Origin of the sequence: Bradyrhizobium sp. RT6a (assembly GCF_040547675.1) — a bacterium.
Lineage (GTDB): Bacteria > Pseudomonadota > Alphaproteobacteria > Rhizobiales > Xanthobacteraceae > Bradyrhizobium.
Genome location: NZ_JBEPQC010000006.1, coordinates 346,635 through 367,623, shown reverse-complemented (window position 1 = coordinate 367,623; position 20,989 = coordinate 346,635). Strand labels below are relative to the sequence as shown.

General features: G+C 59.0%; 18 protein-coding genes and 3 pseudogenes. 12 read left to right on the top strand and 9 right to left on the bottom strand.

Annotation, left to right across the window (positions count from 1 at the left end):
- Nucleotides 1–396, top strand: a 396-nt coding sequence (locus tag ABIC03_RS29335; protein ID WP_354063197.1) for an IS66 family transposase, incomplete at its 5' end; no start/stop codon positions are given.
- A 19-nt stretch (nucleotides 397–415) separates the two neighbouring features.
- Here ABIC03_RS29335 and ABIC03_RS29330 read toward each other — a convergent pair.
- The 8 genes and pseudogenes from ABIC03_RS29330 to ABIC03_RS29295 form a co-directional block, all read right to left on the bottom strand.
- Nucleotides 416–766, bottom strand: coding sequence for a transposase (locus tag ABIC03_RS29330; protein ID WP_354063195.1), 351 nt, complete (start codon nucleotides 764–766; stop codon nucleotides 416–418).
- A gap of 560 nt (nucleotides 767–1,326) precedes the next feature.
- Nucleotides 1,327–3,264 carry a T3SS effector XopP-like protein gene (locus ABIC03_RS29325; RefSeq protein ID WP_354063193.1) on the bottom strand — a complete coding sequence of 646 codons (1,938 nt, stop codon included), beginning with the start codon at nucleotides 3,262–3,264 and terminating at the stop codon, nucleotides 1,327–1,329.
- 1,536 nt (nucleotides 3,265–4,800) lie between these two features.
- Nucleotides 4,801–6,765 (bottom strand): glycoside hydrolase family 127 protein, encoded by a 1,965-nt coding sequence (locus ABIC03_RS29320; RefSeq protein WP_354063191.1) that lies wholly within the window; start codon nucleotides 6,763–6,765, stop codon nucleotides 4,801–4,803.
- Between the two features lie 201 nt (nucleotides 6,766–6,966).
- Nucleotides 6,967–7,149 (bottom strand): annotated as a pseudogene (locus ABIC03_RS29315) (hypothetical protein); the annotation flags it as partial.
- Nucleotides 7,118–7,351 carry a hypothetical protein gene (locus ABIC03_RS29310; protein WP_283018040.1) on the bottom strand — a complete coding sequence of 78 codons (234 nt, stop codon included), beginning with the start codon at nucleotides 7,349–7,351 and terminating at the stop codon, nucleotides 7,118–7,120. The pseudogene ABIC03_RS29315 and the gene ABIC03_RS29310, both read right to left, overlap by 32 nt.
- Nucleotides 7,352–8,175: 824 nt before the next feature.
- Complete coding sequence (locus ABIC03_RS29305) at nucleotides 8,176–8,325, bottom strand: enoyl-CoA hydratase-related protein (protein ID WP_354063189.1); 150 nt, start codon at nucleotides 8,323–8,325, stop codon at nucleotides 8,176–8,178.
- Nucleotides 8,322–8,600, bottom strand: coding sequence for an enoyl-CoA hydratase/isomerase family protein (locus ABIC03_RS29300; RefSeq protein ID WP_283018039.1), 279 nt, complete (start codon nucleotides 8,598–8,600; stop codon nucleotides 8,322–8,324). Before ABIC03_RS29300 ends, ABIC03_RS29305 begins: the two co-directional genes overlap by 4 nt.
- Nucleotides 8,601–8,613: 13 nt before the next feature.
- Complete coding sequence (locus ABIC03_RS29295; protein WP_354063187.1) at nucleotides 8,614–8,892, bottom strand: hypothetical protein; 279 nt, start codon at nucleotides 8,890–8,892, stop codon at nucleotides 8,614–8,616.
- A 418-nt stretch (nucleotides 8,893–9,310) separates the two neighbouring features.
- Between ABIC03_RS29295 and ABIC03_RS29290 the strand changes: the two genes are divergently transcribed.
- The 4 genes and pseudogenes from ABIC03_RS29290 to ABIC03_RS29275 all read left to right on the top strand — a co-directional run bounded on the left by ABIC03_RS29290 (nucleotide 9,311) and on the right by ABIC03_RS29275 (nucleotide 13,318).
- Nucleotides 9,311–10,171: a tyrosine-type recombinase/integrase gene (locus ABIC03_RS29290; protein ID WP_354063185.1), complete on the top strand. Its 861-nt coding sequence runs from the start codon at nucleotides 9,311–9,313 to the stop codon at nucleotides 10,169–10,171.
- A 20-nt stretch (nucleotides 10,172–10,191) separates the two neighbouring features.
- Nucleotides 10,192–11,421, top strand: coding sequence for an IS91 family transposase (locus tag ABIC03_RS29285; RefSeq protein ID WP_354063183.1), 1,230 nt, complete (start codon nucleotides 10,192–10,194; stop codon nucleotides 11,419–11,421).
- Between the two features lie 419 nt (nucleotides 11,422–11,840).
- Nucleotides 11,841–12,627, top strand: a pseudogene (locus ABIC03_RS29280) (IS5 family transposase); the annotation flags it as partial.
- A 16-nt stretch (nucleotides 12,628–12,643) separates the two neighbouring features.
- The gene (locus ABIC03_RS29275; protein ID WP_354063181.1) at nucleotides 12,644–13,318 is read left to right on the top strand and encodes a transposase; all 675 of its coding nucleotides are present in this window, start codon (nucleotides 12,644–12,646) and stop codon (nucleotides 13,316–13,318) included.
- Nucleotides 13,319–13,464: 146 nt separating this feature from the next.
- On the opposite strand, the gene ABIC03_RS29270 is transcribed toward ABIC03_RS29275, so the two are convergent.
- Nucleotides 13,465–13,653 (bottom strand): hypothetical protein, encoded by a 189-nt coding sequence (locus ABIC03_RS29270; RefSeq protein WP_354063179.1) that lies wholly within the window; start codon nucleotides 13,651–13,653, stop codon nucleotides 13,465–13,467.
- 335 nt (nucleotides 13,654–13,988) lie between these two features.
- Here ABIC03_RS29270 and ABIC03_RS29265 point away from each other — a divergent pair, with 335 nt between their 5' ends.
- The 7 genes and pseudogenes from ABIC03_RS29265 (at nucleotide 13,989) to ABIC03_RS29235 (ending at nucleotide 20,886) form a co-directional block, all read left to right on the top strand.
- A complete protein-coding gene (locus tag ABIC03_RS29265) occupies nucleotides 13,989–14,417 on the top strand; it encodes an ArdC-like ssDNA-binding domain-containing protein (RefSeq protein ID WP_354063177.1) in 429 nt (142 codons plus the stop codon).
- Between the two features lie 26 nt (nucleotides 14,418–14,443).
- Nucleotides 14,444–14,886, top strand: a pseudogene (locus ABIC03_RS29260) (zincin-like metallopeptidase domain-containing protein).
- 117 nt (nucleotides 14,887–15,003) lie between these two features.
- On the top strand, nucleotides 15,004–15,438 hold the full coding sequence (locus tag ABIC03_RS29255) for a ParB/Srx family N-terminal domain-containing protein (RefSeq protein WP_354063175.1): 435 nt from the start codon (nucleotides 15,004–15,006) through the stop codon (nucleotides 15,436–15,438).
- The gene (locus ABIC03_RS29250) at nucleotides 15,414–16,157 is read left to right on the top strand and encodes a hypothetical protein (protein ID WP_354063173.1); all 744 of its coding nucleotides are present in this window, start codon (nucleotides 15,414–15,416) and stop codon (nucleotides 16,155–16,157) included. Before ABIC03_RS29255 ends, ABIC03_RS29250 begins: the two co-directional genes overlap by 25 nt.
- Before the next feature lie 1,917 nt (nucleotides 16,158–18,074).
- A complete protein-coding gene (locus tag ABIC03_RS29245) occupies nucleotides 18,075–18,806 on the top strand; it encodes a winged helix-turn-helix domain-containing protein (protein WP_354063171.1) in 732 nt (243 codons plus the stop codon).
- Nucleotides 18,807–18,882: 76 nt separating this feature from the next.
- Nucleotides 18,883–20,244, top strand: coding sequence for a type II and III secretion system protein family protein (locus ABIC03_RS29240; protein WP_354063169.1), 1,362 nt, complete (start codon nucleotides 18,883–18,885; stop codon nucleotides 20,242–20,244).
- A gap of 9 nt (nucleotides 20,245–20,253) precedes the next feature.
- The gene (locus ABIC03_RS29235; protein WP_354063167.1) at nucleotides 20,254–20,886 is read left to right on the top strand and encodes a CpaD family pilus assembly lipoprotein; all 633 of its coding nucleotides are present in this window, start codon (nucleotides 20,254–20,256) and stop codon (nucleotides 20,884–20,886) included.
- Nucleotides 20,887–20,989 lie beyond the last annotated feature (103 nt).

The window sequence follows — 20,989 nt, the reverse complement described above, 5'->3', positions numbered from 1 at the left end:
GACGAGTTCGAACCCTGGCTGCGCGCCAAGCTTAGTCTGATTAGCCAGAAGACCAAACTCGCGGAGGCCATCCGATATGGGCTGTCGCGTTGGGACGGGCTGACGCGCTTCATTGCCGACGGCCGCATCGAGATCGATTCCAACGTCGTCGAGCGCGCTATCCGCCCAATCGCGCTCAACCGCAAGAACGCCCTGTTCGCTGGCTCGGACGGCGGCGGCGAACACTGGGCCGTCATCGCCTCACTGATCGAAACCTGCAAGCTCATCGGCGTCGAACCCCACGCCTATCTCGCCGACGTCATCACCCGCATCGTCAACGACCACCCGAACAGCCAGATCGACGAACTGCTACCCTGGGCCTATCTCGCTACCCAAGAACGCTGGCGCGTGGCCTGAGAACATCGCTTACTTCCCATCAGCCTGCACCCTTCGGCAAGGCTGATGCCGCGGGGCCGACAATAACGGATGTGGTCTCGCTTCTCGGCCGAGGTCTTGGCTGAAGAGCCCCCTTTAGGAACTCCAGTTCAAGAGCCTGCTTGCCCACCAATCGCTCGAGCGCAGCGATACGCGCTTCATACGTCTCGAGCAGATCGGCGGAAGCGATGTCCTCATCGAGCGCGCCTGCCTGAAACTTGTCGACCCAGATCCGGATCAAGTTACGCGAGACATTGTGCCGCTTCGAAAGTCCGTGCAGCGTCTCGCCGCTCAGATACTCCTGTGACACCTGCCGTTTGAACTCGACGCTGTGGGTTCGATGCTTTGCCATGGGCCTTCATCCTCTGAAAGCCCGGCCGCCCGGTCTATTGCTGAAAGCCATCCTGTCCGCCCCGAGGGGCCCACTCCACTGAGCATGTCAAATTTGCTCCGTCGTTGTGCATCTGTGATGACATGAGCAAGGAAAGCGCAGATTTCATTTTTGCGGATGCGTCCAATCGTAGAGTCGTCCTTGTGCATGCAAAGGCGTCTGACAAGTTTCGCGAATTTTCTGCCTCTGCCGTACAGGAATATGCGCTCAGGCTCAGAAGAACATGGCTCTTTTTTCAACCTATTCCTTGCAAAAGCCAGGCAATTTCAATTTGTGGAACCGCGCGCACAAGTTTTCAGGCGACAACAAGGTTAAGCTCACCGTTCAAAAAAGGATTCGCAAGCCGGTTTCGGAGACGGCGGCGGGTGCCTGGGCAACGCTCAATGAGTTGCTTCAGAATCCACTGACAACGCGCGAGATCTGGCTTGTTCTAGGCAACATGCTGTCCGCTAAGACCTTCTATGATGGCCTATCAAAAGCTAGGGCGTCAAGCGCGTCGACGTGCCTGCTGTGGATCGCCGCTAAGACATGCCGTTTAGCAAAGCCTTGCAGAACGCGGTGCTGAGCTTGCCACGGTGAATGACGAACTTATCGCAACCCTCCTCGGCCTGAGCATCCAGCCATTGCTGATTGTGGCCGTGCTGTTCATTGTTCTTAACGTGGCAAGCGGTGAACTCGTTGTCATGCAGTGTCGGCAGCTGGCCTGCCTCTGTCTGCCTTCTCGTATGGATGTGCACCCACATCGGAGCCGGCACTCGTCCACTCATCAGCGGCTTGGGTTCGATCTTAATGGAGAACAGCTTGCCGTCCCCGCCCTTCAGCGGCTGTGGAGGGTGAACTCTCAACTCGTTGGCCTTCCGCAAGTGTTCGAGGTAGTTCTGCGTCGGAAGATGATAGCTCTTCCTGCAATCCATCAGCATATCCGCCATGTCTCGGTCCAAACGCTCGGCCAATCCGTTCACGTTCGCCCGAACGTACCCAAGCGCGACTATCTTCTTGTGCACTTCGCCCATTCGCGCAGGCGTGAGTAGGAGGCGTAGATGATGGTCCTCCAAGGCCTTCAGGGGCGCGTCCATCTCTTTGGCTTGCTCCTGCAGTCGCTTGATGGTGGTCTCGACGAAGTGTTTGGCGTCCTCGGGTTTCATGTAGCGCGCTTTTGAGGCGGCGCTTTGCTGGCCAGCCACATCGAACTTTAAAAGTTCGTCCAAGCGCTCGAGCAGTGGCTTCAGCTCCGCTCTCGAGGTTGGGGGCCGCCACATCTCCAATTGTCTCGCCGCGGCCGAGACCATCGCATCCGCCGCCTTCACAAGAGTTTTCGTACCCAGGTCCGAGCGCACAACAACCATCGCTGGCCCAGTTTCGCTGGCGGCCGGCGCAACTTGCGGCTCCGGCGGCATAGGCGAATGGACAGCGCCAGCGAGCAGCTGGTTCTTGCCTTTTCGTTTGCTGCGCCCTGCCGCGCCAGCGGCCGGTATGGCGGCCCAAGAATCGGCCGGAGGTGCAATGATGGCTGGCGGCGGCGGCTGCATTGCCAGGAAGCCCGCGGCGTGATGTGCAGTGTCCCATGCCTCCTGCTCGATCTGCTTCAACAAGCTCAATGGGAGGCCGGTACCGATTCGCTGATCGCTCAGCCTGATAATCATGCTATGGAGCGCCGACCCAATTTCCAAAAGCCTCTCGGAGGCTTCTCCCAATACGTCGAGGCACTTTTGTTCGAGACGGTCCTCTCTGTTTAGAGGGCCCGTCGATCCAACTGCGCTGTAAACATCCCACATTGAGCGTTGCAGCTGACGCATTCCCTCGTTCTCACTCGTGAAGAGCTCGCTCCCGGCTGCTTCGCAGGTGCCCGCCAGCTGACTAAGCTCAAATTGGGCGGCCGTCACACGCCCTTCCAGCCGTCCAACCTTCGCGACGAATGCCGAGCCGGTATGCATCCGCAGTGCGGCGGGGCCGTCAGGACATAGGTTGACCGTAGCGGCGCAGACTATCCGCATTTGTTCTTTGCGCAACGCCCACGTTTCTAACCACTCCAAGCAGGCCTTATTGCCCTTCGCCGCACTGGAAGCCATGTTGCTCAGCTGGTCGGGACTGACCTTGGATCGGAGCTTTTCGAACCAGTCGCTCTTACTGACTCTGTCAGCGTACAGTTGGTCAATTTGATCGCAGCTGGCATCGCAGCATTTGCGTCCATATTCGAGCACCTGCGTGCGCGCCTTAAGCGCATCGAAGTTGGACAGTATGTTTCGAGCGCCATCAGGATCAAGTGCGGCCAGTTCTGCGTAGTACTCCAGAACTTCTGCGCCTGCTTTGACGACTCGATCAAACATCTTTATGCCGTCCTCCTTATTGTGGTACTCCCAGCTCGCATTAACGGCGTCGCGGAGTTCGCGACGCAGGCTTTTCATTTTGTTCTTGGGTGAGGGGGTCGCCACACTCGGGCTCGGCGGATGGATGGCCATCGCCGCCCCGGCTGCAGGATCAGATGCCAAGGCGGGACCGGACGGTGGCGCAGTGCCTGCACCTGGTTCCGCGGTATGAGGTGATCTGCATCAAGGAAGGGGACGGAAGTCTTATGAGCGACAGCCTCGTCGAGAAAACGCGAACTGCTGGTGGCGGACCTTCCTCCATTTTGAAGCTCAGAACACATCTGCTCCACGGCGGCTTCGAACAATTGTTTGCCTTTCCCAGACGCATCACTTGATTGCGAACTGCGCGGTCCCGAAGTGTTGTCACCAATTCGACCAAGCATGAGATTCGCTTCCTATGTTTCGCATCGAGTTTCAGGCTACTCAGGCGCGTCGGGTCAAAATGCGTGAGTTGCCTGACGATCAGCTGACGAAGGCATCTTCCACAGCTTGAGCTGTCCATCGGGCGAGCGGCTTCAGTATGGCGAATCGGAGTTCAAATCTGCCTTGACTCGCTTTTCGTGCAGCTTGGGATGGCGCTGATGCTCGTAAATCAAAGTGAATCGCAATGCAGCAAGCATTCTGACGCTGCAGTTCGATGGCGCGTGGTTGGATACAGCGAGTGCGTACCGCGAATGCGATAAGATCGTGGTCAAGTAGCTCAGCCATTTGGCTTTCGCCCTCACAGATCCGGGCAGGCGGCTTTCCCGCACCCGGCTCTTCCCGAGGGTAACCCGCGTCATATCCGCGCCTGCGCCCAAGTGCGAGTAATGGGTGGAACGGGCAGACGGAAGCGTGCCGTGAGGGCCTCGAACTCCGACCAGCCCATACGCCGACTTTTCTGACTGCGCCGTCTCAGACAGCGCAGCCAAGTCCGACGCACTTCGCGATAGAAGCCGTTGAGCGCTGGATAATTGTGCGGCCTGCCGTAGTAGCCGTAGTGTCCACGCAGCACTGCGGCGAACCACTCGTGCTGGGTGGCCAGTGACTCGTGCATGAGCCGCCAAGCTTCCTGGCGCAACGCCGTCAGCTTGGCGCGTCAGGCGTTTCCCTTCCGTCTTGTGCTTCACGATAAACCGGCCGTTCCGGGTCCGCCCGCAGTAGTGGGTGCCCCCTGATGAGCAAGAGCCTCCCTTCTCGAAAAGCCTGATCAGTCTGAAATCATCTGACGACGGAGAGCCAATCCAGCGGACCCGGTCGGGCCTCTCATGTTCCGATGGTTACCTTCCATGCGTGATGCGGCCATCGACCCCGACGGAGCGGCATCGTCTCGCATTTCGACGATGCTAATGCAGCCTTCGTGTTTAGGGAACACACTCGGCAGCTCCGCAAACATCCACCTTTCCAAGCGCATTCCCGCACCCCGCACGACTCCTGTCTACACTTCGGACCCCAGCGTTCTTTGGCCGGATGGGACTTGCACCCACCGGCAATCATCAGCTTGGCATGACGTACTCCCTCGGCGTGGTGTAGCTGTGTCGGGTCTCCGCGTTCACCGGCCAAGACCGGGCAGATCAGCTGGCGATCGCGGAAGGCTGGATGATATGGCATCATTACGGCCAAACTTGACGAACCACTCAGGCGTTCGCGTCAACGCTCATTAATCCAAATCCGCATTTCGCCTTCGCCGCGGTTAGCCCAGCTGAACCACGGAATGAATGTCAGCCGCTGCGGTTGCAGCTGTCCAGGCACCTTGTCGTACTGATAAAGGGCCCTTTCTTCAGAACGCGTGTGTTGCAACCGGGCTCCATCAGCCTGCAGCAAAATCTTGTCGCTAAAGGGACCAGTGCCTTCGATAAGCGAAAACCGGCTTTCTGCAGGAAGCCAAAGGTTGTGTAACTCGGTCCCATTGTCGGCTTCTTCCAGACAGTACATCAAAGGGCCGCGCTGGATAGCCACCTTGCCGGCCAAATTGCGAAGTTGCGGATGACCGTATACGCGGCGTACTTGCATCGGCAGCGATAGTTTGACCCGATCTCCCTGCCGCCACGTGCGGTGAATATGCAAATAGCCCTTGCGCGACTCGCAATGGACAGGTTCGCCGTTTAGAGTCGCCTCCGGCGCGCTGCACCATTCCGGCAGGCGCAGGGCGAGCGTGTGGGCGACTGGCTGTGCAGATTCCACGGCGATTTCCACCTCGTCCCTCCAAGGATAGTTGCCGCTCATGAGCAACCGAAGCGTTTGCCTGCCCACCGATACTGCCACGCTATTGCCAATGTAGAGATTGATATAGAGCGCGTCGGAGCCTAGCGTATAGATGTAATGACCAATTGATGTGAAAAGGCGTGCAATGTTCGGCGGACAGCACGCGCAGCCAAACCAGCGTTGCCGCACCAGCCTCACATGATTGTAGATGCCATTAGACCTGAGCGTTTGGGGATGAACTTCGAGCGGGTTAACATAGAAATAGTGACGCCCATCGAAAGCGATACTGCCCAGGACCGTATTGTACAACGCGCGCTCCATCACGTCGGCATAGCGACTGTCCGCCTCCATCTCCAGCATACGGCGCGCGAACATCATCAGGCCAATCGACGCGCAACTTTCCGCGTACGCAGTATCGTTGGGCAGATCGTAATCGCTGCTGAACGCTTCGCCGAAGCTTTGCGAGCCGATACCCCCGGTGATATAGATCTGGCGCTGTACCATGTTCTGCCATAGCCGCAGGCAAGCCTGGCGTTGCTGCTCGTTCTGACGCAGACGCGCGAGATGAGCGACCGCAGTCATGAGGTATACAAACCGCACCGCATGACCGGTTGCGGTCCGCTGTTCCGAGATTGGCAGGTGCGCCTGGCTATAGGCTTTATTTTTCACCATCCAGGGCGCGCCATTTGATCTGACCTGGCATGATTGCCGGCGTTTATCGTATTCAATGTCATAGAAGTGCGGCTCTGTGCCGCGTTGCTCCACGAAATAACTGGCTAGCGACAGATATCGCTGCTCCCGTGTCACTTCGTAGAGGCGCGTCAATGCAAGTTCAATTTCTGGATGGCCATCATAGCCGTGGAGCTGATCGCGCTCCGGGCCGAAAACTGTGCCGAGGTGGTCAGCAAGTCTGCAAACGACCTCCAGCAGGCGTCGTTTGCCGGTAGCCAGAAAGAAAGCGATGCCGGCCTCAATCAAGTGGCCGGCACAGTAAAGCTCGTGACAGTCCGCCAGGTTGCTCCAGCGCTCCTGAGGCGCCTTTAGCAAGAAATAAGTGTTGAGATAGCCGTCGCCGCATTGGGATGCCGCAATCAATTCAATCAGCTCATCGGCGGCTTTCTCTAGGTCCGGATTGGGTGTCTGGCACAGCGACCAAGCAACCGCCTCTAGCCATTTTGCGACATCACTGTCCTGAAAAACCGTGCCGTAGAACTCCCCCTTCGCACGTCCGGCGGCAATACGGAAGTTTTCTACTGCGTGGCTCGGTGTCGCTTCGGCATTGCGGTCGTTCAGCGCGTCCCATTGATAGGGAATCGCCACGTCCCTCACCAATTGCTGGCATTTCCCAATCAGCGGATCCGAGACCTGTAGGTCGTGAAGATTGACTTCGGCCACATCGCGCTGCTTCATCTCGTCTCCTTCGTGTTGCCGCCTCGAAATTGGCGGCTGCGCAATCGTATTCTCCATCGAACATTGAAACGTTAGAAATGAAAAGGCTGCCCCCAATGCCGCTGGATAGCGTAGGGTTCAGAATGGGCTGGTCAAACCGAGCTTCTTTCCAATCTCCTACCACTGAAATCTCATGCCACAATCACGCTGGAGTTTGTGGGATCATAAGCGCCGGGCCCCGCCCAAAGCCTCGCCGTCAAGCCAGCCGATCTTGCTCTTCAGGAAGCGAAAGCCCAGCACCTCGAAGCCGGCGTGCTCCTTGCTGTCCCGGCCATAGCCATGTCCGCCCGCAGCCGCCTCGTAGAAATAGGCTTCATAACCCATCGCCTAGAGCTTCGCGGCCATGCAGGCCGTTCCGAAGCGTGAAGCTGACTGGTCGATCCGACTTGACCGAGTCCTCGGCAAATACGACGCCCTCTTCAGGAAAGTATAGGTCAATGCTACCATCTGTTCTGAGCTCGACCGCCAGCGCGGTGCGCGTCGTCGAGTCGAAGGCACCGGTGGCCGTACCTACCGCCGTGGCGGTGACTGAGCTCCGGTTCTTCATGGCATCGCCTTTCGTTCCATGGTGATCCACGTTTTGTGGCGGGCAAATCCGACAAAGCAGCGAGCCACAGATCGTTTGGCATGCAGCGAAGCAAAGGCCGGGCCAATTTCGGGATGGCCTGCGCACGGCGGCACGGCACGCCAAGTGGGCGCAAAACAGAAACCGGCGCGTATGTTCCGGCCAAAGTCAAACCGTCGGCATGTCGTGAACACGACATTGCGCACGCGCACGACAACCTGGCGCCAATTGGCAGAATGGAAACTTACAGGGACGGTAGATTGAGTAGCGGTATGACGCGGCTCAACTTTCGTCAAGCTCGCTGTTAACATCTCGCTCTACGCCGTAAGTGGCCTGGCAATATTTCTAATGATCGCGAGGCGGGAGGCGACGAGCAGCTCCTTGGAGTACACTGCCCCGAAGTAGTCCAGGACGAAGGTACCGCGAATCTTGTTGCGACGATCAATCCAATAAATCTGCCAAAGTATTGCTAGGCGCCGGCGGTCTTCTTCGGAAGGAAGCGTTACATATTTGCTCGTGCCGTCTCGTGGAGTATGTCCTGAGTAAAGTAGCGGTTCGCCAAGTCATCCATGACTTCTGCCCTCGCGGTTACTGAAGTGGAGAAAAATTGTTTCGGTCAGCACGGCATGAGGCGGCATTGCCGCCAGTCCTTTGGCGTAGCGGAGCGCCGCCTCGCGAGCAGTTTCAGTTGGAGGCGACAGAATGTCAGCTAGTCCCAGCCGATGAGCCTCCACGCCATCGATCGCAGTACGGGCTCTAGCTCAAGGAGCGAGCTGCAAACGGCCCAACGCGCGCAGCTAACGTGTTCAGTCCGAAGCCCGGCAACCAGCCTGAGACACTTCCGGCAAATGCCAGCGCGTGACTCGAGCCGATACGACAACATCACATGAGGCTGCGAGCATAAAGCCGCCGCCCAAGGCAAACCCATCGACAGCGCAGACGACAGGCTTTCTCACAAGAGCGAGAGAGTGCACAATGCACCCAGTCGGCGATTCAGGTCAAAGGTATCGTTGATGCCGCCGGCCGAAAAATCTTTAAGGTCTGCACCGGCCGAGAAACCGGGGCCGTTTCCAGCGAGCAATATCACGTTTACGTCTTTATCGTTGGCCACCCTGCCCACCGATTCAACCAGATCTTTCAGAATGTCTTCGCCCAGAGCGTTGCGTCGCTCTGGCCTATTCATCGCCAGGATCTCGACCTGGTGCTCGTATTCTCTTGAAACGAACTTCACGTCAGCCGCTCCCTTACGTCCGTCCGGCGCCTTCGTGGAACCGCACCGCCAAGTTCATCGGCTGATTCTTGAATATGCTTGCGTCCATCAGCTTTAGGTCGGGTGACACGAGTACGTCGAAATCAATATTCGGCAGCACGTGCTTCTCGACTGATATGCATGGCGCTACTTCGGTCAGCATCAGACCGTGCGGCGTAAGCTTGAATACGGCACGCTCTGTGATAAATATGACCTCTTGCTGGCGCTCCTTTGCAAAAGGGCCACTGAAGGTGATTTGGTAGACGTCCTTCACCCACTTTTTGACCGTTCCCTCATTAGCAATGACGAGAGCCCCCCGTCCGGGACCGCCTTCAATCCGGACGCCGTGAGAGTGCCGGAGAAAACGACTTTTCGGGCGCCCTGACTGATGTTTATGAAGCCGCCTGGTCCTATGATCTTGTCGCCGAAGCAGCTCACATTGACGTTGCCGTGTCGATCGACTTCCGCGGAAGATAGGAATGCGATGTCGTCGTCCGTGAAGAAATCCCGAGCCGTTGATCTGGAATCCAGAAACGGCGTTTTGCCGTGACCGGATTTGCCGGAAAGCGGGCTTTTGGATCGGGATTGAACGAAGCCGCTGCCGCGGCGTGAGGGGTAAGGTGGCGTAGATCGCCTCCTGGCTGAGAGGATGTGGGTGTTGGAGCCCATCCCCCTCAGACAGGAGTATCGAGATGGCCGATTTGAGCCCTCTTCGCCGCCGCATGATCGAAGACATGACCGTCCGCAATCTGTCGCCGGCGACGCAACGATCCTACATCAGCGCGGTTTCGAAGTTCAGCCGCTATTTTGGCCGATCGCCTGACCGGTTAGAGCTGGAAGACGTCCGCGCCTTCCAGGTGCATCTGGTCTCGACCGGCATCTCATGGCCAGCGCTGAACCAGATCGTCTGTGCGCTACGGTTTTTCTACGGCGTCACGCTCGGCGAGGCGCTCATCCCGGAGCGCATTCCCTATGCGCGAGAACCGCGCAAGCTGCCGGTCGTTCTCAGCGCCGACGAAGTGGTTCAGTTCCTCGAGGCCGTGTCCAGCCTGAAGAGCCGCGCCGCGCTCACCACGGCCTATGCGGCCGGGCTCAGGGCCTCCGAAGTCGCGGGACTGCGGATCGAAGACATCGACAGCGCCCGCGGCGTCATCCAGGTGCGCCACGGCAAGGGCGCGAAGGATCGCAACGTGATGCTGTCGCCCCAGCTGCTGGGCATCCTGCGCACCTACTGGCGGCTCGCCCGGCCGCGGCTTTATCTGTTCCCTGGTCGTGACGAAGATCATCCGATCGATCAGACCGTGTTGCACGCCGCCTGTCGGTCGGCGGTGAAGGCTGCGGGCCTGCCCAAGCGCGTCACGCTCCACACGCTGCGCCACAGCTTCGCGACGCATCTTCTCGAGAACGGAACCGATATCCGGATCATCCAGGTCTTGCTCGGGCACAATAATTTGTCGTCGACAGCGCGCTACACGCAGGTCGCCACCGATACGATCCGGGCGACGCAGAGCCCGCTCGATCGCCTGTCGCTGGAGGTGACGCCACCTGGATGATCCGCGGCGGGATGCGGGTGATGATCCGCCCCGACAGCCGCGCCAACAGGCCCGCCATCGAGATTGCCGATATTCTGCGCCGGCATGGCGACACCTATCGCCGTGTACATGCCGGTCATCTCGGTCGGGTCGAGCGGCGCGTGATGAGCGCAATCGTGGCGTGCCGGACCGAGGCGCTCGGCGGCCACATGGAGGCTTGCGACGACTGCGGCACGACACGCGTCGCCTATAATTCCTGTCGCAACCGGCACTGTCCGAAGTGTCAGGGGCCAGCCCGGGCCGCGTGGCTCGCCGCGCGAGAAGCCGACCTGCTGCCGGTTCCCTATTTCCACGTCGTCTTCACACTGCCGGCTCCGATCGCCGCGATCGCCTTTCAGAACAAGGCCATCGTTTATGCGATCCTGTTCAAAGCCGCCGCCGAGGCGATGTCGACGCTCGCCGCCAATCCACGCCGGCTCGGCGCCGGGATCGGCGTCGTCGCCGTCCTCCACACCTGGGGGCAGGCGCTGACGCACCATCCCCACGTCCACTGCGTCGTGCCGGGCGGCGGCCTCTCGCCCGATAGCGCGCCGCGCTGGATCGCCAGCCGACCAAACTTCTTCCTGGCCGTCAAACCGCTCGTCCGGCTGTTCAGACGCCTGTTCCTCGAACGTCTGACCGCCGCCTTCGACGCCGGCACCCTGAACTTCTTCGGCGATCTCGCATCCCTGGCCGAGCCTGCTGCCTTCACAGCTCACCTCGTCGCCATGCGGCGCATCAGCTGGGTCGTCTACGCCAAACGGCCGTTCGGCGGCCCCGCGCAGGTGCTGGCCTATCTCGGCCGCTATACCCATCGCGTTGCAATAGCCAACAGCCGGCTCGTAGCCCTCCGACGAGGATCACGTCGCCTTTACCTGGAAGGACTACCGCCAGAACGGCGCGACAAAGATCATGAAGCTCAAGGCCGACGAGTTCATCCGCCGCTTCCTTCTTCACACGCTGCCCATGGCTTCCATCGCATCCACCACTTCGGTTTCATGGCTAACCGCCATCGCGCCGCCAAGCTCGCGCTTTGCCGTGCCCTTCTTGATCATGAGCGGACAGCGCCAAACAATATTGAGGCGTCGCCCGTGAGTTCGGACCCTCCGACGCGGGCCGAGGTTCCTCCCTGTCCCGATTGTGGCGGCGTCATGCGCATCGTCGAGCGCTTTCGACACAGCTTCAATTGCTCCAGCCCTCGAACATCACCGTTCCAGTGCGACACATCGTGAGCCAGCTCATGCCATGCACGACAATCATCATGTGTCATCCCACTCCCAGCGTCTCGATCATCGTGGACGCTGTCGAATCCGTGCTGCCACACGGCGCGACAACAACCGTCCGATGCAGTAAAACGCCTGTCGCGATCTCCGGCAAAGCGCGCCTGATCTCAACTCTTCCCCGATGCACACATCTCGCAGCTCTGCCTCACGTGCCGAGCCGGCAGACCGGGCCTTGCGATTTCCAACAATCCCCATAGCTGCAAAACCACGCATACCCGCCCGCGCCTTCGTTCAATCCGGCTTCAATGAGGTCGCGTAACTGCGCATGCCGCGCCAGCGCGTGAGCGCGACCTCACAGAACCCTCCAGATTCCTTGCAAACTTGATTTGTGATTCACTCGCCTTTGACTGCTTTGGCGAGGGGGCGAGATGCGACCACGGGAGCGGATCCAGACGGGAGAGCAGGATCTTTTTCGCTCTCGGCTCGACCAGATCATCGACATGAAGCATCCACTGGTGGCGCTGGGCCGCACGGTGGATTGGAGCTCCCTGGAGGAGCGGTTCGGTGAGGTCTACACCGATGATCCCGGGCGGCCGCCGCTGCCGACGCGGTTGATGGTGGAGCTGGCGATCCTCAAGCACACCTACGACCTCTCCGACGAGGTGCTGTGCGAGCGGTGGGTCGAGAACCCCTATTACCAATACTTCTGCGGCGAGGAGTTCTTCCAGCACCGGCTGGTGTTCGATCGTTCGTCGCTGACGCGCTGGCGCAACCGGATGGGCGAAGAGCGGCTGGCTGCGCTGATCCAGGAGAGCCTGTCGGTTGCCACCAGGACCAAGGCGATCAAGCCGTCCGAGCTGTCACGGGTGATCGTCGACACGACGGTTCAGCCCAAGAACGTAACGTTCCCCACCGATGCGAAGCTTCTGAACCGGGCGCGGAGAAGCTGGTGCGGCTGGGGAAGCTTCACGGGCTGGCTTTGCGCCAGTCCTATGCGCGGGTGGGCAAGCTCGTCCTGATTCAGCATCAGCGCTATGCCCACGCCAAGCAGTTCAAGCGCGCCAACCGGAAGCTCAAGACGCTGCGGACCTATCTCGGCCGCGTGATCCGCGACATCGGCCGCAGATCGCGGGCAACAGCGGGCTCGAAGCGGCATTTGCAAAGCTGCTTCCGCTGGCGCGGCGCGTGCGCGAGCAGCAACGGCGTCAACGCGGGCCAACGGCAACAGTTGGTGCAGCAAAGGGTTGGGCTCGAGAACAACATCACCGGCAGCCTCAAACCGTTCGGGCTCCTCGTGCCCCGCGGCAACGTCAACAGCAATACCTTCCGCGAGCGAGTGATGGCGGCTCTCGCCAAGGCCGACGAACTTGGCCTCACGTTGAGCGATGGGATCATGCCGTCCCTCGATCTCTACGAGGACCTCTGCAAGCACCTGGCCATTCTGACCCGGCGTGTGGAAGCAGTTTCCAGAGACAACCCGGCCTGCCGGCGGCTGATGACAGCGCCGGGTGTCGGACCGATCATCGCGCTGTCCTTTGTAACAGCCGTCGATAATCCGCTCCGCTTTTCCAACGACGAAGATATCGGTGCCTATTTCGGCCTCACACCAAAGCAGCACCAGTCGGGAGAAACAGATTATCAAGAGGGCATTTCCAGGCTCGGCAACTCCATGACGCGCGTGCACCTTGTTCAGGCCGCCACCATCTTGTTGTCCTCCAGCAGGAAATGGTCGACACTCAGGGCTTGGGGAATGAAGGTTGCCAAAAGGAGCGGCTTCAACAGAGCGCTCATTGCCGTCGCCCGCAAATTGGCCATCGTCCTACCCCGTATGTGGATAAACGAACAGGATTTCCGCTGGAGCAACAAGACAGAAGGTAGCGAATTGGCCAGCTCCGTAGCGGCCTGAGGAATCCTTTCGGCTCGCGCCGAAAGGTATCTCCGCGAGTGGACGGAAGGGATGGTGACCGCGCAGACCGGGATGGCGACAATTGACCCTGTGTCGATCGGCACGCCGAGCTACCCATGGCGGCACCCTCTTCTGAACGAACCCTATCATGCGGCCAGCTCGACGAAATTGCGCTGATTGGACCGCGAAGAGACCCAGGCTCCCTCGTAGAGATTCTTTAGATAACGCCGGCCGTGACCGGCGTAAATGTTTGGAAAATGCTTGACCGTCTTGGCGGCCAAACCCTGTTTCGTGTCTTCCATGTGCGGCCACTTCTCCGGCAGCCCGACGCTCATGTCTGTCCGTCTCCTCTGCGGGGCGCTTTATTATGCGGCTGCCGCCGCAAAGGGCCTAAGGGCTTCGCGCTCGCGCGCTGCAAGCCCCTTCCGCCCAGAACGCAAGAAAACTGCCGCGAAGCGAAGGGCGTCAATTTTCTTGCGTTCTGGTTCCCCGCGAAGGGGCTTTCCGCTTGCTACCCCCATCTCGCCGATGGGCAGGGTTGCAGCAGCAGCTGCTGCAACCTTGCACGGAAGCGTGACCGATCTCTTGCCAAATCCGCGGCTAGAGACCCGGTCTCGCCGACGGGTAGGGTTGCAGCAGCCGCTGCAACCAGCACCGAAAGAGGCGAACCATGAAAGACATTTATCAGAACATCACCGATCAGATCGTTAGCGCGTTTGAGACCGGAGTCCGGCCTTGGCACCAGCCTTGGAACGCGGCGCACATGGAGGGGCGCGTTGCCCTGCCGCTCCGACATAACGGCGTTGCCTATCGCGGCGTGAATGTTCTTGCGTTGTGGATGCAGGCGATGGCGAAGGGCTACTCCGCGCCGGTCTGGATGACCTTCGGGCAAGCACTCGCTCTCGGCGTAAATGTGCGCAAGGGCGAGAAAGGCAGTCCTGTTGTCTATGCCGACAAGATCACCCGCACCGAAACCAACGCGGAAACCCAAGAAGAAAACGTCCGCGATATTCATTACATGAAGGGTTACACCGTTTTTAATGCCGAGCAGAAATCGATGGATTGTCCGATCTCTATTACGCCAAGCCTGCCCCGCTAACACCGACCATTCAGCGCATTGGGCGGGTGGAAAGCTTCTTTTCCGCGACCGGCGTAGTTGTGCGGCATGGCGGCAATCGCGCCTATTACAGCGTCAGCACCGACCACGTGCAGATGCCGCCTATCGAGAGTTTCCATGATCCCGAGAGCTACTACGCGACCCTCGCGCATGAAACCACTCACGCGACGAAACACCCGACGCGCCTTGACCGCGATTTTGGGCGCAAGCGTTGGGTCGACGAAGGTTACGCCATGGAGGATATGTTGCGGAACTTGGCGCGGCCTTCCTTTCCGCCGACCTCGAATTAACCCCCGAGCCTCGCGCAGAGCATGCCTCTTACATCGAATCTTGGCTGAACGTTTTGAAAGCCGACAGCCGTGCGATTCTCACCGCCGCCTCTCATGCGCAACGCGCCGCCGATTTCCTGCACGGCTTGCAAACACCCGCAGAAGCGGAGGCCGCCGCATGAGCAATCACGTGCCTCGCCGTGCAGTGCCTCACCCCGCAACACAACCAACAAGGAGAACCACCATGACCGCCACGACAGAAGCCACCGCCGAAACCGGAAGCACACTTTTTCATTCCGTTGCATCGGCTGAAGAAATCACCGAAGAACGCACGCAAGACCCCGCATCCGAAAGCCGACATCGAGGCATTGGCCGCAAGCATCGCCGCCAAGGGCTTACTGCAAAATCTTGTGGTCGAGCCGGAGCGGAAACAGGATGGCAAGGAAACGGGCTATTACCTCGTCACCATCGGCGAAGGAAGGAGGCTCGCGCATCTGCTTCGCGCCAAGCGGAAGGAGATCACGAAGGCCGAGCCGGTGCGCCGCATCCTCGATACCGCGCACAACGCCCATGAGATCAGCCTCGCCGAGAACGTGATCCGCTCCACCATGCACCCCGCCGACCAGTTCGAGGCCTTCGCCCGATTGCACCGCAAGGAAGGCATGGCCGCCGAGGACACATCGCCGCGCGGTTCGGTGTCACGGCTGCCGTGGTCAAGCAACGCCTCAAGCTAGGCGCGATCAGCCCAAAGCTGATGCAAGCCTACCGCGACGAGGAACTGACCCTCGAAGAACCGACCGCGTTTGCCATTACCGACGACCATGCGCGGCAGGAGCAGGTATGGAACGAGTTACCTCCCTACAACCGCAGTCGCGATGCGATCCTGCAAGCGTTGTCGGAGGGACAGGTATCCTCTGATGATCGCCGCGCGTCGTTTGTCGGAGCCGCTGCGTATGAGGCGGCGGGTGGTGCGATCATCCGCGACCTGTTCGACGAGGAAGGCGGCGGGTTCTTCGCCGATGCCGCGTTGCTCAACCGCCTTGTCCGTGAGAAATTGGCGGCGGAAGCGGCGACGATCAAGGCCGAGGGCTGGAAATGGATCGTGGTCGAACCGGAGTTCAATCATGAAATGACCTCCGACACGCGCCGCGTCTTTGCCGAGGCCGCGCCGCTTAGCGACACGGATCAGGCGAAGCTTGTCGAACTTGAACAACGCCACAATGCGCTTTCCGACGAGGACGATGGCTCCGAGGAGTTTGCCGAAAAGCTGCAAGCCCTTGAAGCCGAAATCGAAGCCCTGACCGGAGCCGAGCAGTTTGATCCTGGCGATATTGCCATTGCTGGAGCGTTTTTTTTGCCTCGACTATCACGGCGAACCGCGCATCGAGCGCGGCTTCGTCCGCGCCGAGGATTGGAAGGCGGCTTCGGTCGGCAAAAACGCCGAGCCGGATAGCGAGACGCGCCAGACGGATCAGGGCAAGCCGCTCTCGGAAAAACTCGATTTCGCTTAACGCCGTCGTCAAGTCATTTTGAGCGGACACAAGACCTTCCGAGCTTTCACCGCAGCGCCCTGTGCGGCCACGCGCTCAATGCGACCGGTCGTCACCTCTGGATACCCGCCTATGCAGTTGAGGTATCTGCCTGCTAGCGCTGGGCTGTTTACTCACCCCGCTCTCGTTGCGCGGGGACAAATGCGATCGCAACTGTTGCCTACCACATTCCGCATCATCCATGATCTCATGCCCTATCGCGAGCCCGCTCGTCGCAGCGCAATCGACACCTCAGCATGCGCCGATGCGCCGCTCCATGATCTATTCGGCAGTTGGATGCGGTCCATAAAAACAATGGATTTGTCAATTTTACCTAAAGGCCGATAGTGAATCGCTGTTGGAAGGAGCATTCCACAGGCAATCGCTCCTGGAAGAAACATTGGGGAATATCATGCGCAAAGCGGTTCGTCAGTCCGTCGCAGGCCAACTCAACGACGAGTTGGCGGCATGCAAGACGTGGATACCCAACGGGCTACAGTGTGGCTATTAACTGCGGCGTCTGAGCCAAATCGATCTATCGCACTGTCGAGCACGTAATGCCTTGCCCAAAACGCAAAGAAAGATTGCCTGATTGCTCGTTTGCGGGGCGTAGTTTTGGAACACGAGCTGACTAGGTCGACCACCGTGTGCCAGTCGATGGACTCACGCGGGTTGGCTTGTCGCAGTTCGGTGCCCGCCACGGGAGTTGGTAATCGATCAATCACTGTCAAAGCCCCTTGAATCGCACCTAACGTCAGAGTGTGGGCTTTGCGCCAAGTCGCGGCATCGGTCGCCTCAACACTTGCTGACAGTTAGGCGACAATAGCGAATGTCTGAAGGCTACACATCGCGCCGCTCGACTGCGTGACGCTTTGCGAGCATGCCTCCTGCCGAAGGCCTATAGGAAAGATCTCTTGTGCAACAGGGCATACGATTCGCCGGTGCCCCAATTGCAGCCGGAAACTGCGAGCGGACCGAGAGCAAGGCGGACTGTCTCCGTCCGCCCCCTGCTGCGCCTAGCCCAACTTCGATACCATGCCGTTTGCGCCGAGAGATGAATTGCACGCGGCGCACCCGCTCAAACCAGATGGATGACGACGCCAACATGCGGCCGAATCGATTGCTGATTCACTTTCCTATTGTTTCCGCGGCCACATTTCTGGACAGCGGCCTGACAGCAGCATCCGGGACGTCAGACATGACTGAATATAGCGACTGCTGGAACTCGCTAGTTTCGGGAGGGAGCCTTCCTCCCGTCCGAGCCAGATCGGTCGTTCCTCACCAGTATCTATTGGCTCATTGGCCTACAGAGGCCCAATTTACCTTCCGGCAACTTGCATTGGGGGTCACTTGGCGGTCCATCAGATCGAGAGCACAGCAAGACCGACGCAGACCAATCGATTTGGGAGCTTCAAATGTCGACTCCTCGTGTCTATTCAGGCAGAAATCCGGCCATTGTCTCGTGCGCTTTTGCTTCTGGCTCGGAGAGCGGCAGTTTCGATACTGTCCTCAGCGGCGGGTCAATGACCGCGGTAACTGCGGGCATACGGATGCGCCAGCGTTCTGCTATGGCCATCGATGTCCAGAAACGATTCAGGCGCCCTTCCAGCCGGAAGTGGCATCTTGAGCGTCGCCGACAATGCGTGCGACCCCGGGCGAGACGCCGCAGTCGCCAACAGGCTGAACAAGCTCGGGTGACGCTCGTCGGTGGCGACCATGATCTCCGCCATTGGTCCGGGCTTCGGACAGTCAGACGAAACGGGAGCTCTTGAGATCGGCCAGACCTCATTTACGGCCGTAATGCGCTCGGCTTTTGGGACAGATGTGCGAAGGGCGATAGAATGCGAATTCTCGTGGTTGATCGTGATGCGGAGTTTGCGCGCGCTGTAAAGGAAGCGCTGTTGGTTTGCGGTTTTGCCGTGGATGTAGTCCGCATTCTTGACGAGGCGGAGACCGCCCTTGCTTGCGCCAGCTATCACATTGTCTTGCTCGAACTGGTTTTGCCCGATGGAGATGGCTTGGACTGGCTGAAGCAGTTGAGACGCGAGGGATGTTCGATTCCCGCCATAATAGTGAGCAAGTTGAACGATCTGGGCAGGCGACTCGCGATCTTCAACGGCGGCGCCGACGATTTCCTGCCCAAGCCAGTATCTATCGATGAACTCGTCGCTCGTATGCGAGCCATTTTGCGACGATCGCCGCAAATGACAGCGCCCGTCCTTACGTTCGGAAATCTACATTTTGATTCTATCGGCCGGCAAGTTTCAATTGATGATCGGCAACTAAGGATCGCCCGGCGCGAACTGTGCATTCTTGAACATCTGCTCAGCCGCGCTGGCCGCACCGTACCACGAGCGTCACTGGAGGAGGGCCTCTATGCGTTCGACGACGAGGTCTCGACCAATGCTCTAGAAGTTGGGATCTACCGCTTACGTACACATTTGAGCCGGTCCGGCGCGACGCTACGGATCACAACTGTGCGCGGCGTCGGTTATGCACTTGAACTGGCGCAGGTGCCCGCTGCGCAATCGATTGAACCTGAAAGCGAAGGCTCCCTTGAAGTTCGCTCCTAACACTCATCATGTCAGCCGCGGAGGGCCGAGCGCCGTCACATCTGCCGCTATTCCCTGCATTTTTTGTGCGCTATGCATGGTCGCTCTACTATCTCCTTTTGCCGCCACAGCTCAGTTAAAGCGGGTTGGTACTGTGGGGACGCCACGCGCGACTGCTGATAGCCTTCAGGGAACTCTGAATCTTTCCTCCTCGCAGGGCAAAACGATTCATCTCCCAGCGCCAGCTGCGAGCATCTTTGTTGCCGACCCGACCATCGCGGACTATCAGGCGCCGTCGAACACGACCATCTTCGTGTTTGGAAAACACTCGGGGCGGACCAGCTTGTTCGCTTTGAACGATAATGGCGAGGCGCTAGCCGAGCTTCGCGTTGTCGTCACCCAACCTATAGAGGATCTGCGTGCCGCGCTGAAGGCGCAGCTCGGGGACTATCCGATCCAAGTTAGCTATACGCCGCGCGGCGCGATTCTTAGCGGAACAGCACCAAATCCCGATCTCGTCGACAGCGCCAAGAAGATCACGGAGCAGTTTCTCGGTGCGGATGCGCTGGTCGTCAACAAGATCCAGGTGGCCGGTTCACTTCAGGTCAATCTTAGCGTGCGAGTCGCCGAGGTTTCGCGCACCGCCATGAAGGAGCTTGGCATTAACCTCTCTGCCTCGGGTCAAACCGGCCCTTTCGTTTTCGGCTTTAAAAGTGGCAAAGCTGGTGGTGCCAGCGACACCCGTGGAGCCGGCTCGGCAAGCGTCGGGTATGGCATTGGCGGTGCGAACGTCAGTGCTGTTCTAGACGTACTCGCTAACGAGAGCCTCGCGTATGTACTGGCTGAACCGAACCTTACCGCCATGTCCGGCGAATCAGCAAGTTTCCTGGCAGGCGGCGAATTTCCGATTCCGGTCATGCAGGACAATCGGCAGGTCTCAGTCCAATTCCGTCAATTTGGGATTAGCTTAGAGTTCGTCCCGACGGTTCTCAGCAACAACCAGATCAATCTTCACGTGAAGCCTGAGGTCAGCGAGCTGTCGAAAGTAGGCGAAGTCAGCGTCAATGGAACGTCTATACCCGGTCTTTCCACGCGGCGTGCCAGTACGGTCGTCGAGCTTGCCAGCGGTCAAAGCTTTGCAATCGGAGGGCTTATCCGGCGCAATTTCAGCACGGACATTGGCCGTTTTCCTTGGTTGGGCGATATGCCGATCCTGGGTGCGCTGTTTCGTTCTTCCTCATTTCAGAAGGACGAGACGGAGCTGGTAATTATTGTCACGCCCTACATCGTGCGACCAGGATCGAGTCCTGGCAAGATGAGCACGCCCACTGACCGCATCGGACCACCCTCGGATGCAGGGCGCACTTTAACAAACACGTTGGCAAGTTCGCCGCGAGGCCGTGATGCTCCCAAAGCACAACCAGGCGCTAACGGCGGCGCCAACTTTATCATCGAATGAGGACAGCGAATGAGCTTGCGAAATCTGTATTGCTTGATCGCTATTTCGGCGAGCGTAGGTGGATGCACAAACGGTTCTGCGATCTATTCTGGGCAGGCTGAACGAGCGATCCGGATAGAGCAAAAGACAAGCGTCTTGCTGCTACAGGGCGTTCGTCGCGTCGAGAGATCTCGTCTGCGGGACTTCGTTGCGAGCGCCAGTCGCGGTCGGCGGGATGCACTCCATCTCGATGTCACGGGCTCACCCGGGCTGGTTGCCCAGGTGGCCCATGATGCCCGCGCGATGGGTGTTACCCCCTGGAATATCCGCCTGTCCGATTCCGCCATCAGTCTGCCTGCCCATTTCGGGGTAAGGATCGAGGCGACTATCTACGAAGCACATCCTGCCATCTGTCCACCGCTTTCGATCGTTGGCCCTTCGGTAGACGATAATTCTTTCAATCCAACGCTTGGCTGCTCCATCCAGAACAACCTGGGAGTCATGGTGAACGATCCCGGCGACTTGCTGGGCAATGAAGCTGTCGTGCCAACCAGTGGCGATCGTGCGGTGCTTCCCTCTCCGGCCCGGAGGACCACCACGCCGACTGACCACGGCAACTTGGAACATGGAACTCAGAACAGAGTTCTATCGGAAGGTTCATGAGCGGCTCATCAATCCTAAGCAGCATACGGCGCTATGTTGGCTGATATTCTGGTCAGTCGGTCAGCGATAAGCAGACGACCCTACAAACAATGTTCGCTTTCCT